At 72.8% G+C, this 15,759-nt stretch carries 12 protein-coding genes; 4 read left to right on the forward strand and 8 right to left on the reverse strand.

Going from position 1 to position 15,759, the window contains the following annotated elements:
• Positions 1-54 precede the first annotated feature (54 nt).
• Positions 55-951 (forward strand): helix-turn-helix transcriptional regulator, encoded by an 897-nt coding sequence (locus ABZ016_RS16090; RefSeq protein ID WP_356917229.1) that lies wholly within the window; start codon positions 55-57, stop codon positions 949-951.
• 61 nt (positions 952-1,012) lie between these two features.
• On the opposite strand, the gene ABZ016_RS16095 is transcribed toward ABZ016_RS16090, so the two are convergent.
• Positions 1,013-1,300 carry a DUF3040 domain-containing protein gene (locus ABZ016_RS16095; protein ID WP_356917230.1) on the reverse strand — a complete coding sequence of 96 codons (288 nt, stop codon included), beginning with the start codon at positions 1,298-1,300 and terminating at the stop codon, positions 1,013-1,015.
• A 326-nt stretch (positions 1,301-1,626) separates the two neighbouring features.
• Here ABZ016_RS16095 and ABZ016_RS16100 point away from each other — a divergent pair, with 326 nt between their 5' ends.
• Both ABZ016_RS16100 and ABZ016_RS16105 read left to right on the forward strand, forming a co-directional pair.
• A complete protein-coding gene (locus tag ABZ016_RS16100) occupies positions 1,627-2,592 on the forward strand; it encodes a sensor histidine kinase (RefSeq protein WP_356917231.1) in 966 nt (321 codons plus the stop codon).
• Positions 2,589-3,248: a response regulator transcription factor gene (locus ABZ016_RS16105; RefSeq protein WP_356917232.1), complete on the forward strand. Its 660-nt coding sequence runs from the start codon at positions 2,589-2,591 to the stop codon at positions 3,246-3,248. The genes ABZ016_RS16100 and ABZ016_RS16105 overlap by 4 nt, the downstream gene beginning before the upstream one ends.
• Here ABZ016_RS16105 and ABZ016_RS16110 read toward each other — a convergent pair.
• The 3 genes from ABZ016_RS16110 to ABZ016_RS16120 all read right to left on the reverse strand — a co-directional run bounded on the left by ABZ016_RS16110 (position 3,215) and on the right by ABZ016_RS16120 (position 7,557).
• Complete coding sequence (locus ABZ016_RS16110; protein WP_356917233.1) at positions 3,215-4,531, reverse strand: cation:proton antiporter; 1,317 nt, start codon at positions 4,529-4,531, stop codon at positions 3,215-3,217. The two genes, ABZ016_RS16105 and ABZ016_RS16110, sit on opposite strands and share 34 nt — an antisense overlap.
• Positions 4,532-4,785: 254 nt before the next feature.
• Positions 4,786-6,249, reverse strand: coding sequence for an L-fucose/L-arabinose isomerase family protein (locus tag ABZ016_RS16115; protein ID WP_356917234.1), 1,464 nt, complete (start codon positions 6,247-6,249; stop codon positions 4,786-4,788).
• A 15-nt stretch (positions 6,250-6,264) separates the two neighbouring features.
• The gene (locus ABZ016_RS16120) at positions 6,265-7,557 is read right to left on the reverse strand and encodes an MFS transporter (RefSeq protein WP_356917235.1); all 1,293 of its coding nucleotides are present in this window, start codon (positions 7,555-7,557) and stop codon (positions 6,265-6,267) included.
• Positions 7,558-7,765: 208 nt separating this feature from the next.
• On the opposite strand from ABZ016_RS16120, the gene ABZ016_RS16125 reads away from it, so the two are divergent.
• Positions 7,766-11,725 (forward strand): glycosyl hydrolase, encoded by a 3,960-nt coding sequence (locus ABZ016_RS16125; RefSeq protein ID WP_356917310.1) that lies wholly within the window; start codon positions 7,766-7,768, stop codon positions 11,723-11,725.
• On the opposite strand, the gene ABZ016_RS16130 is transcribed toward ABZ016_RS16125, so the two are convergent.
• From ABZ016_RS16130 to ABZ016_RS16145, 4 genes are all read right to left on the reverse strand, one after another.
• Positions 11,722-12,744 (reverse strand): LacI family DNA-binding transcriptional regulator, encoded by a 1,023-nt coding sequence (locus tag ABZ016_RS16130; protein WP_356917236.1) that lies wholly within the window; start codon positions 12,742-12,744, stop codon positions 11,722-11,724. The two genes, ABZ016_RS16125 and ABZ016_RS16130, sit on opposite strands and share 4 nt — an antisense overlap.
• A gap of 111 nt (positions 12,745-12,855) precedes the next feature.
• Positions 12,856-13,635: a carbonic anhydrase gene (locus tag ABZ016_RS16135; protein WP_356917237.1), complete on the reverse strand. Its 780-nt coding sequence runs from the start codon at positions 13,633-13,635 to the stop codon at positions 12,856-12,858.
• Positions 13,636-13,786: 151 nt separating this feature from the next.
• Positions 13,787-14,965, reverse strand: coding sequence for an exo-alpha-sialidase (locus ABZ016_RS16140; RefSeq protein ID WP_356917238.1), 1,179 nt, complete (start codon positions 14,963-14,965; stop codon positions 13,787-13,789).
• Positions 14,962-15,756, reverse strand: coding sequence for an aldolase/citrate lyase family protein (locus ABZ016_RS16145; protein ID WP_356917239.1), 795 nt, complete (start codon positions 15,754-15,756; stop codon positions 14,962-14,964). Before ABZ016_RS16145 ends, ABZ016_RS16140 begins: the two co-directional genes overlap by 4 nt.
• Between the last annotated feature and the right edge of the window lie 3 nt (positions 15,757-15,759).

The following is a 15,759-nucleotide window of genomic DNA, read 5'->3' on the forward strand; positions in this document are numbered from 1 at the left end:
ATACACACGCTAGGGCCGTTGAACAGGAAGAATCGGATACTCTGGCGACCAGTGATGGTCAAAAACCGACATGATCTCGACCGGAGCATCCCGGAGATCTCCTTCGCGGCGCCCGCCGGCACCCCCGCCGGCGTCGAAGTGCTGTCCCTCGCCGACCTGTGCCACCGGGTCCCGGGCGAGCGGCTCACGGTCCCCCAGCGGCCGGACTTCCACCACCTGATCACCCTCGCCGACGGCATGCTGCGGCACACGGTCGACTTCACCGCCTACGCCCTCGAACCCGGCTCATGGCTGTGGGTCCGCCCCGGCCAGGTTCAGCAGTGGGGCGACCTGACCCACGCGGAGGGCACCCTGATCCTGTTCCGCCAGGACTTCCTCGACCCGGCGACCACCGCCGGCGCCCGCACGGAAGACCCGCACGCGCCGATCCTGCGCCGGCCCCTGCCCGACGATGAGGCGGCCCTGCGCCTGGCCGCCGACCATCTCACCGCCGAGTTCCACGCGCTCGGACACCTGCCCCTGGAGATCCACACCTCCGCCCTGCGCCACCTGCTGGCCGTCCTCGTCCTGCGGCTGGCCCACCTCACCGCGTCCAGCGGCGACCCCGCCCCCGAACCCGACGCCGCCTACCTGCGCTTCCGAGACGCGGTGGAGAAGGACTTCGCCCGCACCCGCCGCGTCGAGGACTACGCCGACGCGCTCGGCTACTCGGCCCGCACCCTGTCCCGCGCCACCCTCGCCACCGCCGGCCTCGGCGCCAAGGAGTTCATCGACCGCCGGGTCGTCCTCGAAGCCAAACGCCTCCTGGCCCACAGCGACGGGACAGCCGCCCGCATCGCCGGCCGCCTCGGCTTCTCCAGCGCCACCCACTTCAGCAAGTACTTCCACCAGCGCACCGGACAGTCCCCCATCGCCTTCCGCGACACGGTCCGCGGGCACACCCCGAGGTGACTGTCGTCCGTCCCGGCCGTACGTGCGGTACGAGCGCCCGGGCGGGGGCGCCGCGCTCGCGTCACCTTCGCCCGGGCCCCTGGCGCCCCCGCCGGGCCGGGTCCGGATCGACCAGTTGGGCCGCCATGCCGACGAAGACCAGGCCGGCGGCGATGAGCAACCCCTGGGCCAGGGCGATGCCCGTGCCCAGCAGGACCATGCCGAGCGCCAGCCCCCACCACGCTCCGGTACGCCGGTACTCCCGTGGCCGGGCCGGGCGGCCGGATCTCATGGCCCGGGCGAATCCGGGGTCCTCCCGCTCGAGTCGTGCTGCGAGGTCGACGAGACGTTCGTGTTCGGACTGGGTCACGGCTTCTCCCTTCCGGAACCCGACAGCGCTTCGAGGCAGCGCACGGCCGAGGCCATGGCGAATGCCGGGGTGCCGGGCCACGTGACGGTGCGGCGGCGGGCCGCCCGCCGATGCGCGGCGCGGCCGGTCTCACCGGGGCTTTCAGCCTCTCCCCCCTCCAGCGGCTGCCGCCATCGGGCCCCATGCTCATCCTTCCCGGTGGCCGTGCTGTACGAACGCCGGGCGAGGAGGCGGCTGTTCGCTTCGAGGATGGGTGGTGTCACGGATGGCGACGCGGCGGGGCAGCGCACACGCTGGAGGACGACGGTGTCGAGGAGGCGGTACGGGTGCCCTTGTTCTGGCGGATCTTCCTGCTGAACGCCCTCGTGCTCATCACGGCCACGGCGCTGCTGCTGGGTCCGGTGACCGTGTCCACGCCGGTCCTGCTGACCGAGGCCGCGGTGCTCACGGTGGGCCTGGCCGCCATGCTCGTCGCCAACGCCCTGCTGCTGCGGATCGGTCTCGCCCCGCTCCAGCGCCTCACCCGCGCCATGGCGACGATCGACCTGCTGCGTCCGGGGCGACGCCCGGAGGTCGGTGGCCAGGCCGAGGTCGCCGAGCTGATCACGACCTTCAACACCATGCTCGACCGTCTGGAGGACGAGCGGGCCACGAGCAGCGCCCGGGTGCTGTCCGCCCAGGAGGCCGAGCGGCGCCGGATCGCCCAGGAGTTGCACGACGAGGTCGGACAGACCCTCACCGCCGTCCTGCTCGAACTCAAGCGGGTGGCCGGCCACGCCCCGCCCGACCTGCTGGAGGAACTGCACCAGGTGCAGGAGACCACCCGGGCCGGCCTGGACGAGATCCGCCGGATCGCCCGCCGGCTGCGCCCCGGCGTGCTCGACGAACTCGGTCTGGCCAGTGCCCTGAAGTCCCTCGCCACGGACTTCGCCGGCCCCAGCCTGTCCGTGCGGCACCGCCTCGGCACGGACCTGCCGCCGCTCGGCCGGGAGGCCGAACTCGTCGTCTACCGCGTCGCGCAGGAAGGGCTGACCAATGTCGCACGCCATGCCCGGGCGCGGCACGCCGAAGTCGCCCTGCGGCGTACCGCGACGGGCGTGGAGCTGCGTGTCCACGACGACGGCACGGGCCTCGGCGACGCGCCCGAGGGAGCAGGCATCCGCGGCATGCGGGAACGCGCCCTGCTCGTGGGTGCCGACCTCGGTCTGGGTGCCGGCCCGGGCAGAGGCACCGAAGTGCGCCTGTCCGTCCCCGTCCCCGTACGCGATCCCGACCGGAACGGCCGATCATGAACGACTCGTCCCCCACCCGCATCCTGCTCGCCGACGACCACGCCCTGGTGCGGCGGGGTGTCCGGCTCATCCTGGACGCCGAACCCGATCTCACCGTCGTCGCCGAGGCGGACGACGGTGCCGAGGCCGTCGCCCAGGCCCGGGCCCACCGCCCCGATCTCGCCGTCCTCGACATCGCGATGCCCCGTCTGACGGGGCTCCAGGCCGCCCGGGAGCTGTCCCGGACCTGCCCGGAGACCCGGATCCTCGTCCTGACCATGTACGACAACGAGCAGTTCTTCTTCGAGGCTCTGGGAGCCGGCGCCTCGGGCTACGTCCTCAAGTCGGTCGCGGACCGTGATCTGGTGGAGGCGTGCCGGGCCACCGTGCGGGGCGAGCCGTTCCTGTATCCCGGTGCCGTCAACGCGCTCGTGCGCGACTTCCTCGACCGGGCCCGGGAGGGCCGCACCCTGACCTCCCGGGCCATCACCGACCGTGAGGAGGAGGTCCTCAAGCTCGTCGCCGAGGGCCACACCTCGCAGCAGATCGCCGAGCTGCTGGTCATCAGTCCCAAGACGGTGGAGCGCCACCGTGCCAACCTGCTCCAGAAGCTCGGCCTGAAGGACCGTCTGGAGCTGACCCGCTACGCCATCCGCGTGGGACTGATCGAGGCCTGAACCGGGAGCGCCTGGCGTTCGGCCTCGGCGGGCAGAGGGGCGGGCGCGGTGTCCTCGGGTTCGGGTTCGCGCTCCGGCCCGGTGTCCTGTGGCGGCCGCGTGCGGCCGGGCAGGAGGTCCTGGGCGGACCGGAGGGCGCGGGCGAGCAGGTGCGCGCGTCCGGCGGCGATGGGGCCGAGGATCGCGAGGACGAGGACGTACCCGGCGATGAACGGGGCGAGGCGGTCGTCGAGTCCGGCGCTGGCGGCCATGGCGGCCAGGATGAGCGCGAACTCCCCGCGGGCCACGAGGGTCGTGGCGATCTCGGCGGCGGGCTCGGTGCCGTAGCGGTACACACGGGCGACGAGCAGTCCGGCGGCGATGTTCATGACGACGGTCAGGAGGGCCGCCGCGGTGACCGGTCCGACGACGGACACGATGTCGCCGGGGTCGATGGAGAGCCCGAAGGCGAAGAAGAAGATCGCCGCGAAGGCGTCGCGCAGCGGGTGCACCAGTTCCCTGATGCGCGGTCCGGAGGGCGTGCCGGCAAGGATCAGCCCGACCATGAACGCGCCGATGGCGTCGGCGACTCCGAGCGTCTCGGAGACTCCCGCGACCAGGACGGCCGCGCCCAGGAAGCTGATGACGAGCAGTTCGTTGTCGCGGGTCTCGATGAGCCGCCCGACCAGTTTGGTGCCGTAGCGCGCCGCCGCGGCCAGCACCAGCAGGAAACCGAAGGCCTTGGCGCCCTGGAGGAACATGTCCCCGAGGCCCTCGGCGCCGCTGACGACCGGCTGGAGCGCGGCCAGGTACAGGGCGAGGAAGATGTCCTCGACCACGATGACGCCCAGGATGAGGCGGGTCTCCGGGCGGCCGATGCGGCCCAGGTCGATGAGGATCTTGGTGACGATGGCGGACGAGGAGATCCCGAGGACACCGGCGAGCACCAGCGCCTCGCGGACGCCCCAGTCCAGGGCGAACCCGAAGACCAGACCCGCGCCGACGTTGAGCAGCAGATAGATCCCGCCCGCGGTCAGCAGGCGCCGGCCGCCGCTCTTGAGGTCGTCGAGGTGGAACTCCAGACCCAGGTAGAACAGCAGCAGCACCAGTCCGAGCGCGGAGAGCATCTCGAAGTCGTGTGCGTCCTCGACGATGACCAGACCAGGGGTGTGCGGGCCGAGCAGGATGCCCGCGAGCATGAACAGCGGGATCGTCGGGAGTCCGATCCTGCCGCCGAGGCGGGCGAGGAGTGCGGCGGCCAGGAAGGCGCCACCCATGGCGAGGAGGCTGTCAGCGTGTCCCACGGGTCACCGCCTTCGTGGGAGCGCAGGGGGCGGATCGTTTCACCGTGCGGGGATGGATAGGGGCTCCTCCTTCGAGGGGGTTTTTCGGCGGGCAGCGTCGTGCGCACTCGGCACATCCCGAGGCCGCGGCCATGACAATCAACGCGAGCCTCGACGACGCTGCCAGCCTCACACGTGCCCCGCGCCCCGCACCATCCGTGCCCGCACCCATCCACGGGTGGGGGCGACACCCATCCCTGACGGTCCGCGCGCCGTCACACCTGCCGGTGGTCGATGCCCAGCAGGCTCGCCGCCGCCCGGAAGTCGGCGGCGTGGTGGCCGACCGCCAGGGACCAGTGGTGGCCGACGCCCGTGGCGCTCCACGCGTCGACCCATTCACCGGGGTCGCGGCCGAAGTCGACACGGCTGGTGGTGTTGCCGATCTCCAGCAGCGGTCCGGGCACGACGGTGCCCTCGGAGGTGACGAAGGACAGGCTGCCATCGGCGTCCTGGCCGAGCCCGAGCAGGGTGACGGGTCCGTGCCGGACGTCGAACTCCACGCTCACGCCCCAGCCGCGTTTGCCGTGATAGACGCCGAGCCCGCGCAGCAGGGGATCGCGGGCGCTGACCGCGAGGTGGGCGGGCCCGTCGTGACCCATCTCCACGACACCGTCCTCGAAGTCGAGGGCCTGGATCTCGGTGAAGGAGCCTCCGGCGCCGACGCTCTGCGAGGCGAGCTGGGCGACGCTGGTGCGCAGTTCGTACTCCCCGGCGGCCGGCACGCCCCGGGCCGTGAGCAGGGAGGCGCCCAGGATCATGCCGGCGCCGAGCCGCTCGTGGAGTTCGCCGTCGAGGCCTCGGTGGTAGTAGGCGAGGCTGTCGAGTTCGAAGTCCGCCACCAGCCGGTCCAGGGCGACGGACACGGTCGCGCCCCAGGCGAAGTCCTCCTCGACCACGCTGTCGTCGAGGGTGAAGACCTGCCGGGCGAGCGCCATCCGCTCCCGGGTCTCCGTCGCGGTCACGCGCTCCACCCGGTGCCGCAGGTCGTCGAACTCCAGCACCTCCACGTGCGAGCCGAAGGTGGTGGACAGCAGTGTCGGATCGGTCTGCACGTCGAGCATCCCGGGATACACGTGGCCCATGAGGCCGTGCCGGGCGTGCCGGAGCGCGGCGCGGATGTGCGCCGCCCGGATCCACTGCTCGATACGCCGCCAGGCGGACTCCTGCCGCAGCCAGCCCGAGACGGACCGGAAGGGGATGCCGGCGCGCCGGAAGACGTTGCCGACCTCGGGGACGGGGCACTGCCCGCAGTAGGCCAGCCACGCCCCGGTGTCGAAGGTGGCGTGGTCCATCCTCTCGGTGGGCTGGAGGTCGATGACCAGCACCGGCGTGTGCGAGCGGCGCGCGATCGGCAGCACCATCGAGGAGGTGAGGTACGTCGTCAGGAACAGCACGATCAGGTCGCAGTCGGCCCTGCGCAGTTCCTCGGCGGCGCGGGCTCCTTCCTGGGCGTCGGAGACGAATCCGGCGTCGGTCACCTCCGCGTCCATCGCCCGGAAGCGCTCGGCGACGTAGGCGGCGGACTCCTTCAGCTGCGGGAGGAGTCCGGGGAACTGCGGCCAGTACGTGCCGAGTCCGCCGGCGACCAGCCCGATGCGGGTGCGGCGCCGGGTGACCGGCGGGAGCAGGTCGTGCAGGGCGGCGGTCCCTGCGGCCGCGCGGTCCGCGGTCGTTGCCATGGTCGGTGCTCCTTGTCAGGTCTGCCGCGGCTCGGTGCTGGCGACGCGCAGGTCCGCTCTGTCGCGGCCCCCGCTGGTGGAACGCGGGACCAGGACCCGGATGATGAACGCGCCGGCGAGGGCCGCCAGGGTCATGCAGACAGTGATCGACCAGAGCAGGACGGACGGGCTGTGGTCGAGCAGCGCCGGGGTGAAGAACGCGGCGATCGCGTAGACCGCGCGCGACAGGGCGTAGGTGAGTCCCTGGGTGGTGCCGCGGGTGTCCGCGGGCAGCGTGAGCTGTGACCACACCTTGTAGTTGGCCTCGCCCGCGAAGGGGTTGGAGAGCTGGTACAGGACGAAGAACACGAGCATGCCGGCGAGGGCCCCGGCGGTCAGCGAGGCGATGACGAAGGCCAGGATCTGCACGGTGGCGGCCGTGTAGAACAGCCGGTCGCGCCAGGGGGTGTCGGCGAACCGGACGAAGGCGATGGTCAGCAGCACGCCGATCGGGATGAAGGCCAGGTTGATGCCGGTGGCGAGGCTCTGTGAGGCGTCGCTGACGGTGACGAGCAGATAGGTGCCGAACTGGCCGAAGGTGTTGGCCCCGAGGCCCCAGGTGACGTAGAAGACGAACGTCGCGGCCATCGGCAGCAGGGCGGCCCGCGTCCACACGTTCCTGAGCGCGATACCGCCGGGGGCCTGCTCTCCCCCGGCGCCGCGGGCGCCATCGACCTCGTCCTCGTATGCACCGGACAGCTTCAGCCGGGAGCGCATGGCCCAGGTGACCAGGGCGGCCACGGCCAGTTGTCCGGTGATGAGCCGGGCGCCGGTCATGCCGGTGTTCGACAGCACGAAGCCGAGGAAGATGGCGACGGTGATGCCCAGCATCCACATGACCTGGGTGAAGGCGACGAGCCTGCCGCGGGCCCAGGAGGGGGCGGCGTCCGAGACGACGGCCAGGGAGGTCGGCAGGTCGGCGCCGGCCGCGAGTCCGGCGACGAGGACACCGATCAGCAGCGTGATGTCGTCCGGCGCCAGCGTGATGACGACGGCCCCGAAGGCGAAGCAGAAGATGTCCCAGTTGTAGAGACGGCGGCGGCCGAAGAGGTCGGCGAGCCGTCCCCCGACCAGGGAGCCGACGGCGATGCAGCCGGTGACGATCGCGCTGATCGCCCCGGCCATCCACACGCCCATGTCGTAACTGTCGCGGTAGATGGCCAGGTTGACGGAGATGCTGACGATCAGCCCGGCGTCGAGATAGGAGGCCATGCCCGACAGGGCGGCGGCCTTCCAGAGCTGTTTGGGGATGGGGCGGTTACCGGCCATGATGCGACTCCGTCGTCTGGTGACATCGCGGTTCCGGGGGCCTGATCGCAGCGAATATAGGGCGAGAAAAACGTTGCAACAAGATGTCGTGCAGACATCGGCGGGTCCACGTCGGATTCCGCCGTGCCGTCCTCGGATATGGCGTGAGCTCCCCAGGTCGCCTACGGTGAAGGTGGCCTAAAAACGTTTTAGGGGAAGGGCGATGTCCGTGATCTCCCCCGCGCTCCGGAGACTGTTCGAGGACCCGCCCCGCGAGTTCGGCCCCGCTCCCCTGTGGTGGTGGTCGGGCGCGAAGGTCACCCGCGAACGACTGGCCTGGCAGATGCGGGCGTTCGCGGAGGGCGGGGTGCACAACCTGGTCGTGATCAACCTGGCCCCGGCCGGCCCGACGTTCGGTGCCCGGGCCGACGATCCGGTGTGGTTCGGCGAGGAGTGGTGGGCGCGTTTCAACGACGCCTGCGAGATCGCCGCGGAGTTGGGCACGCGCCTGTGGTTCTACGACCAGATCGGCTTCTCGGGCGCCAATGTGCAGGGCAGTGTGACGCGACGTCACCCCGGCGCCAGAGGTGCCGCGTTGCGCTGTCGCGACACCACCGTCGCCGACGGGTCGGTCGTCCTGCGGGATGCCGAGACCCCGCTGGCCGCGTACTCCGCGCAGGGCCTGCGCCTGGACCTCGCCGTGGGCGGACCGGGTACCGTGCGCGTCCTCGCCGCCGACGGGACCCGCGTACGTCTCGTCACCTCGGTCCCCACGGCGTTCGACTACCTGGATCCGGACGCCGTCGGCCTGTTGATGGACGCCGTGCACCACGAGTACGACCGGCGCGTGCCCGACCACCTGGGCACCGTCATCGCGGGCAGCTTCCAGGACGAACTGCCGGGCACCAACGCCTGGAGCCACCGCTTCGCCGCCGAGTTCCGCGCCCGGCGCGGCTACGACCTGCTCGACCATCTGCCGGCCCTGTTCGGCACGGGCGCCACCGTCGCGGAGTCGGAGATCCGCGCCGACTACTACGCGGTCCGCGCGGAGCTGACCGAGGAGGCCCTGTTCCGGCCGCTCGCCGCATGGCACCGGGAACGCGGGATGCTGCTGGGCAGCGACCAGAGCCACCCCGCCCGCGCGGGCTTTCCGGCCCAGTCGACGCAGATCTACACCGACTACTTCCGCACCCATCGCTGGTACAGCGCCGCGGGCAGCGACCACCACGGCGACGCGAAGGTGCACTCCTCCATGGCCCACCTCTACGGACACGAGCGGGTCTGGATCGAGGCGTTCCACTCCTCCGGCTGGGGCGGCACGCTGGAGGACACCTACCACTGGCTGCTGCCGTTCCTGCGCAGCGGCGCCAACCTGTACAACCCGCACGCCAGTTACTTCGGCACGGCGGGCGGGTGGTTCGAGTGGGCGCCGCCGTCCACGGACTGGCGACAGCCGTACTGGAAGCAGTACCCGGCGTTCTCCCGGGCCGTGGCGCGGATCTGCTCGATCATGTCGTGGGGCCGTTACGCGGCGGACGTGGCGGTGCTGCACCCGACCGCCACCATGCAGGCCCTGGTGCCCCTGGACACGCCGGTGCGGCACTTCGGCGACGGCCTGCTGGGCGACGGTCACGCCGAGGCCGACGAGACGCAGCGCCACTACCTGGACCTGTGCGGCACGAACAACTGGCTCGGCCCGCGCGTCGGCGCCCTGGACCGGCGCGGGATCTCCTTCGACGTCATCGACGACGACTCGGTGCAGCGCGCCGAGACCGCCGACGGCGCCCTGCGGATCAGGGACCTGGCGTACACCGCGGTGCTGCTGCCGTCGGCGAGCGTGCTGGAGGAGGACACGGCGCGGCGGTTGACCGGACTGCTCGACGCGGGCGGACGGGTCGTCGTCGTGGGCCGTCCGCCCGCCACGGCCGCCGGCCGGTCCGGCGACGACTCGGTGGTGGCGGCGCTGATGGCTCATCCCCGGCTGGAGCGGGTGCCCGGCCCCGAGGCCGGCGCGGCGGCGGTGGCCGACGCGGCCGGACACGCCACGGGCGACGTTCCGCTGCTCGTCCGGAGGAAGGGCGACACAGGCGTCGCGCTGGTCACGGCGGCCTTCCCCGAGATCGGCGCCCATCCGCTGCGGACCGGCACCGGCGCCCCGTCGGGCGACGGCGACGTCACCTCGTCCGTGACGGTGCGCGCCGAGGTCGCCGAAGCCGAGGTCTGGAATCCGGCGACCGGCTCCCGCGGCCCCGCGCGCGTCACCGTCTCCGAGGACCGTACGTACTCCACCATCGACGTGCCGCTGAACGGCGCCCCCGCGGCCCTGGTCGTATGGCGCGAGGGCCCGCCGGTACCGACGCGTCCCGCACGGGAGGCTCCGGCGGCGCGGGTGATCGACGTCTCGACCGGCTGGCACGGCCGGCTGGTCCCCACCATGGACAACACCTGGGGCGATCTGGCGCTGCCGCCGGGATCGTCCGTGGCCGAGCCCCAGATCTGGTCCATGGAGTGGACCGAGGGCGCCGCGTGGGAGCCGGCCCGGGCCACGTACGGCAACCGGGTCCGCGTCCTGCCGCCTGTGCCGGTCGGTCAGGTGCCGCGGCCACTGGACACCGCCGCGGCCGAACGCGTCCTGGCCGGTGAGCTGCCTCTCGTGCCGGCGGACGGGGGCTGGGACGTCGCGGTGTACTCGTCGAGCCGTGGCGTCCCGGATCCGGGCGGGCTGCTGGGCGTCAAGGGGCTGGTGAACGAGGAGTTCGTGCGCGTGCCCGTGCCGGCCGGCCAAACGGCCGCCAGGGTGCGTGCGATCGTGGAGACCGATCGGCGGGGACCCGCGGAACTGCACGTCGGCGCCGAGGCCGCCAAGCGGGTGTGGTGGAACGGTGAGCCGCTGGACCCGGACGGCGGCGGTTACCTGGCCTCCGCCCGGATCACGGTGAGCCGGGGCCGCAACGTGCTCGAGTACGAACTCTCCGACGCCCAGGGCCGCCCCTCGACCATCTCGGCCGACGACGGCGCCCCGCTGGGCAGCTTCTTCTGCCTGTCCGCACCGGGCGGACTCGGGCCACGTCCCCGGTTCATGCGCCCGCCGGACGGTGTGCGGCCGGACGGCCGGGTGACGTACCGGGCCCGGCTCCGCGTCCCGCACGACGACGCACGGGCGGTGCTCGTCGTGGGCGCCGCCTCGGCGGTCACCGTGCTGCTCGACGGCGATGCCGTCGCACGGCAGGAGAAGGTGGAGTACTACGAGGCCGACTGGGGCGCCGTGCCGATGTTCTTCCGCCACGAACCTGTGCTCGGCGCGGGCGAGCACACCCTGGAGGTCGTGGCCGACACCGCCGACGTCCGGGACGCGGTCTTCGCCGACCTGGTGGTGCGCTCCGGGGCCGAGGTGACGGCCCTGGTCAGCGGCGCCGGCTGGGAGGCCGAGTCGGGCGGATGGCGGGGGCGGACGATCGAGGACGGGCGCAGGAGGGGCGAGTTGCAGCACTGCCATGCCGTGGTGCGGCCGCACCCGCTGCCGGAGAGCGTGTGGCTGACGGGCCGGCCGGTGCTCGGGCAGGCCGTGTGGCCCTCGCGCTCCACGGACGACGTCGAGGACGTGCCGCAGCGCTTCCGCTTCACGGTGCCGGCGGGGACGGTGTCACTCGACCTGCCGCTGGCGCTCGGAGCGCGGGTACGGGTCGGTGACGGCGAGGAACTCCCGCCGTTCGAGGAGACTCTGAACATGCGTCAGCCTCTCTCCGCGGCCACCCAGGTCGAGGTGGTCACCGAACCGACGGCGGACCTGAGGGGCGGCTCGGCGTGGCACGGACCGGTTCGGGTGCGTACCGTGCCGGCTCCGCTGCCGCTGGGCGACTGGCGGGAGCTGGGGCTGGGCAGTTGGAGCGGGGGTGTGAGGTACGCGCGGGCGGTGGAGGTGCCGCCGGGGGCCGATCCGGTGCTGGATCTCGGGCGGGTGCGGGGCAGTGTGGAGGTGTCGGTCGACGGGGAGTTCGCCGGGGAGGCGTTCTGCGCGCCGTACCGTTTCCCGCTGCGCGGTGTGGCCGGGCGTACCGTCCGGCTGGAGGTGACCGTCCGGGGCACCCTGGCGCCGTACCTGGCGGAGGCCACGCCGACCGCGTGGGCCTTCGAGTCCCAGCGGTCGTCGGGGCTGTGGGGGCCGGTGACGCTGCGGGTTCCGGGCTAGGGGGTGGCCGAGGGCGGTCGGGTCGAGTCCCGGAGGACGAGGTCGGGGGCGAAGACGCGGGTCTCGTGGACGTGTTCCGGGCGGGCCTCGATCTCGTCGAGCAGCATCTCGACGGCGGCCCGGCCGAGGTCCTCGACCGGCTGCCGGACGGTCGTCAGGGTGGTGGCCCCGAAGCTCGCGATGTCGAGGTCCCCGTAGCCGACCACCTGCACGTCCTCGGGGATGCGCAGGCCGCGTTCGGTCAGCCCCCGGCACAGTCCGGCCGCGAGGAAGTCGTTGGTGCAGAACACCCCGTCGGGCAGGTCGTCGAGGCCGTCCGCGATCTTCTTGCCGTACGCGACGGACATCTGCTCGGCGACGACCTGGTCCAGCCGTGCCGCGCGCCGGCTGCGCACGGCCTGCCTGGCCCCCTGGTACCGGTCGGCGCACTGGCGTATCCCGCGCTCGCCGTTGACGACGAGGACGTCGCGTGCCCCGCGGTCGAGGAGGTGCTGCACGGCGATGCGGCCGCCGGCGATGTCGTCGACGGAGGCCGAGCACCCGTCCCGGTCGGGCATCGCGCGGTCGGCCAGGACGAGCGGGATGCCCCGCTCGCGCAGCCGGGCCAGCCGGCCCGGGTCGGCGCTGAGCGGCACGACGACGACACCGACGGCCCGCTGCTCGACGAGCATGCTGAAGTAGCCCTGCTCCCGTTCCGGAGCGTCCCCGCTGTGGCAGAGGACGACGGAGTAGCCGTGCTCGTAGGCCGCATCGGCGGCGCCCCGCGCGATGCGCGCGTAGAAGGAGTTGGTCACGTCGGGCAGCACCAGCCCGATGGCGGAGGCCCGCCCGGTGCGCAGGCCGGCGGCTCCGGAGTGGGGGACGTAGTCGAGCGCGGCGACCGCGACGCGGACGCGCTCGGCGGTCCGGGCGTTGACGCGCTCGGGCCGGTTCAGCACGTTCGACACCGTGGACACCGAGACGCCGGCGGCGGCCGCGACGTCCTGGATGCGGGCGGGGCGTGCCGGAACGGCGTCCACCCCCTCGCTGTAGCGGCCGTGCGACCAGGCACGACGGTGGCCTTCTCGGGCGCCGCAAGTATAACGTGACCGGACGTAGAACGTTTTTCCGCCCGGTCACGTTGTCTGCGGTCAGGCGGAGGGAGCGCCGGACAAGACCTCCACCCGGCCGGTGTCGAGCGAGTAGTACGCGCTGACGACGGCCAGGTCGCCCTTCTTCACCATCGGTGCGAGGTCCTTGTTGGCGCGCAGGCCGGCGGCGGTCCGGTCGGTGTGGATCCGGGTCATCGCGTCGACCGGGTCGGCGTGCTCGCGCCGGACGGTCTCCCGGTAGGCGGGGCGCAGGGCGTCGGCGATCGACCGGAGGTTGCCGGGCAGCTTCTTGCCGTCACGCATGGCCTCGTAGGACGCCTTCACGGCACCGCAGCGCTGGTGGCCGAGGACCACGATCAGCGGAGTGCCGGACGTGACCGGCCCGTACTCCACGGACCCGACGACCACCGGCCCCACGACCTGCCCGCCCGTGCGCATCACGAAGAGGTCTCCGAGTCCGGTGTCGAAGAGGAGCTCCGGCGGTACGCGGGAGTCGATGCAGGAGAGGATCACGCCGTAGGGCTTCTGCTCCTCGGCCACGAACTCCCGGCGCTTCGGGTCCCGGTCGGGGTGCTGGAGCGTGCCGTCCACCCAGCGCTCGTTGCCCTCCATGAGCCGGGCGAACGCCGACCGGGGCGAGTCCGGTCGCGTCGCGGCCCCGGCGGGAGAGGGTGAGGGCGTGCCCGCGGCGCCCACGGCCGACGTCTTCCCCGCGTTCGTGGTGCCCGGACCCGACGAACAGGCGGTGAGCATGGCCGCGGTGGCGGCCAGCCCACCGGTGAGTACGGCCCTGCGCCGCGGTGCCTTCGCGCTACCCATGCGGACGTCCCCTTCCGGTCTCCGCCCCCCTGGCGGGAGCGGTGACTGCCACTGTCGGGGGAGGCCCGTTAGGGCACGTACAGCGGTGATGCAGCGCAGGAGAAGCGCTGGTCCAAAACGCGGGTCGTAGCCGGGGCCGGACGTTCGGTGATCAGGCCGGGAACCACCGTTTCAGCCAGTCGCCGTCCAGACGGATGTGCTTGATGGTGCGGCGATGGTGGGTGTAGGCGACGTGGAGGGTGCCGTCCTGGCTCTGGGTGACGGAGGGGTAGGACAGCTCGCGGTTGAGGCCGTCGCGGGAGTTGTTGGTGAGGCAGTGGCCGTCGCCGGTCTCGAGGTCGTGGCGCCGGTGCCAGGTGCGTCCGTGGTCCGAGGAGAGGGCCAGGGAGAGCGGGGCCCGGGGGGCGCCCCAGAAGGCGTCGCCGGTGGGGGTCGCTCCCGCGGACGTCCCTGCCACGCCCTCGTCGTCGATCTCGTCGTACAGGGACACCCTGCGGGCGACGGCGTCCGCCGCGCTGCTGTGGTTGTAGACCAGGGCGAGTTGGCCGTCGGCGAGCACGGTGTACTGGACGGAGGAGTTGTTGTTCGGCAGGTCCAGGGGGTGTGGCTCGGTCCAGGTCTCGCCGCCGTCGTGCGAGGTGCTGCTGTGCACGGCGTCGGCGCGGCGGCTGCGGAAGAGGGCCAGGAGCGAACCGTCCGGCAGCGGGCGGATGTTCATGTGGACGAGGCCGGTGCTGCCCGGGACGGGACGCTCGTGCCAGGTGCGGCCGCCGTCGTCGCTGATCATGACGGAGCTGGTGTCCCGGTCACCCGACCACGCGGTGCCGGGGGTGGCGACGCAGCGGAAGACCGGGAGCAACAGCCGTTCGCTGCCCGGCAGGTGGACGACCGGCTGGCGTACGAAGACGCCGCCCTGCTCGGTGGCCGGGAACAGGACGCGGGCCGGTCCCCAGGTGATGCCCTCGTCCCGGCTGACGCGCAGCCGGACCTCGGCGGTGTCCTGGTGCCCGGCGCGCTGCGCGGTGTGCAGGAGCCAGAGGTCGCCCGAGGGGGCGGGGAACAGGAGGGGGTTCTGTTCGGACCGGGTGTCGTCGGCGGAGAGACGGACCGGCACGGACCAGGTGTCGGTGTCCGGGGCGAGGCGGGAGAACCACACCGAGATGTCGGCGACGCCCTCCTGGGTGCCGCCGAACCAGACGCAGCCGAGGTCGCCGCCGGGCAGGACGGTGAGGTTGGCGGCGTGGTTCTGCACCGCGGGGGCGGCCAGGTGGGTCTCGGCGCGGCCCGGCTCGGTGGGGTGGGGGCGCAGGGTGCCGTCGGGGGTGGTCATCGGGCCTCGCCTGCCTGGCGGGCGGCGGTCAGGTGGCCGGCGGCCGCCTGTTCCAGGTGGACGAGGTCGCAGGCCACGGTGGCGAAGGTGAAGCCCTCGGCGAGGCGTTTGGCGGCGCTCGCACCGTCCGGGGTGTGGATGCCGGCGGCGATGCCCGCCCTGGCCGCGGCCATGCGCACCGTGACGAGCGCGGCCTCGAACTCGTCGGCGAGCGCCGGGTCGGTGGAGGTGGCTCCGCCGAGCGCGAGGCGCAGGTCGGAGGGGCCGACGTAGACGCCGTCGAGGCCGTCGGTGGCGCAGACGGCCTCGACGTTCGCCAGGCCCTCGGCGGTCTCGATCATCGCGAGGACGACGGTCTGGGCGTGGGCGTCGGCCGGGTCGGGGCCGATGCGCAGGCCGGAGCGCATGGGACCGTAACTGCGGCGGCCGTGGGGCGGGTAGCGTACGGCGGCCACCGCCTCGGCGGCGTCGGCGGCGGTGTCGATCAGTGGGACGATGACGCCGGTGGCGCCCGCGTCGAGCGCCTTGCCGATCGGGGACGGGTCGTTGGCCTCGACGCGCACCAGACCGACCGCTGTCGAGCCCTTGGTGTCGATGGCCGTCAGGGAGCGTAGAACGCCCGCGTACTCCAGGAGCCCGTGCTGCGCGTCGAGGGCGACGTAGTCGTAGCCGAGGCGGGCGATGCGTTCGGTGGAGACCGGGGAGTCCAGGACGGACCAGTAGCCGACGAGCGGTGCGCGGGAGCGCAGGGCGGCGGCGAAGGCGGCGGGGGTGCCGGGGGCGGGGGGCATGGG

The sequence above is a fragment of the Streptomyces sp. NPDC006372 genome (assembly GCF_040612515.1).
Lineage (GTDB): Bacteria > Actinomycetota > Actinomycetes > Streptomycetales > Streptomycetaceae > Streptomyces.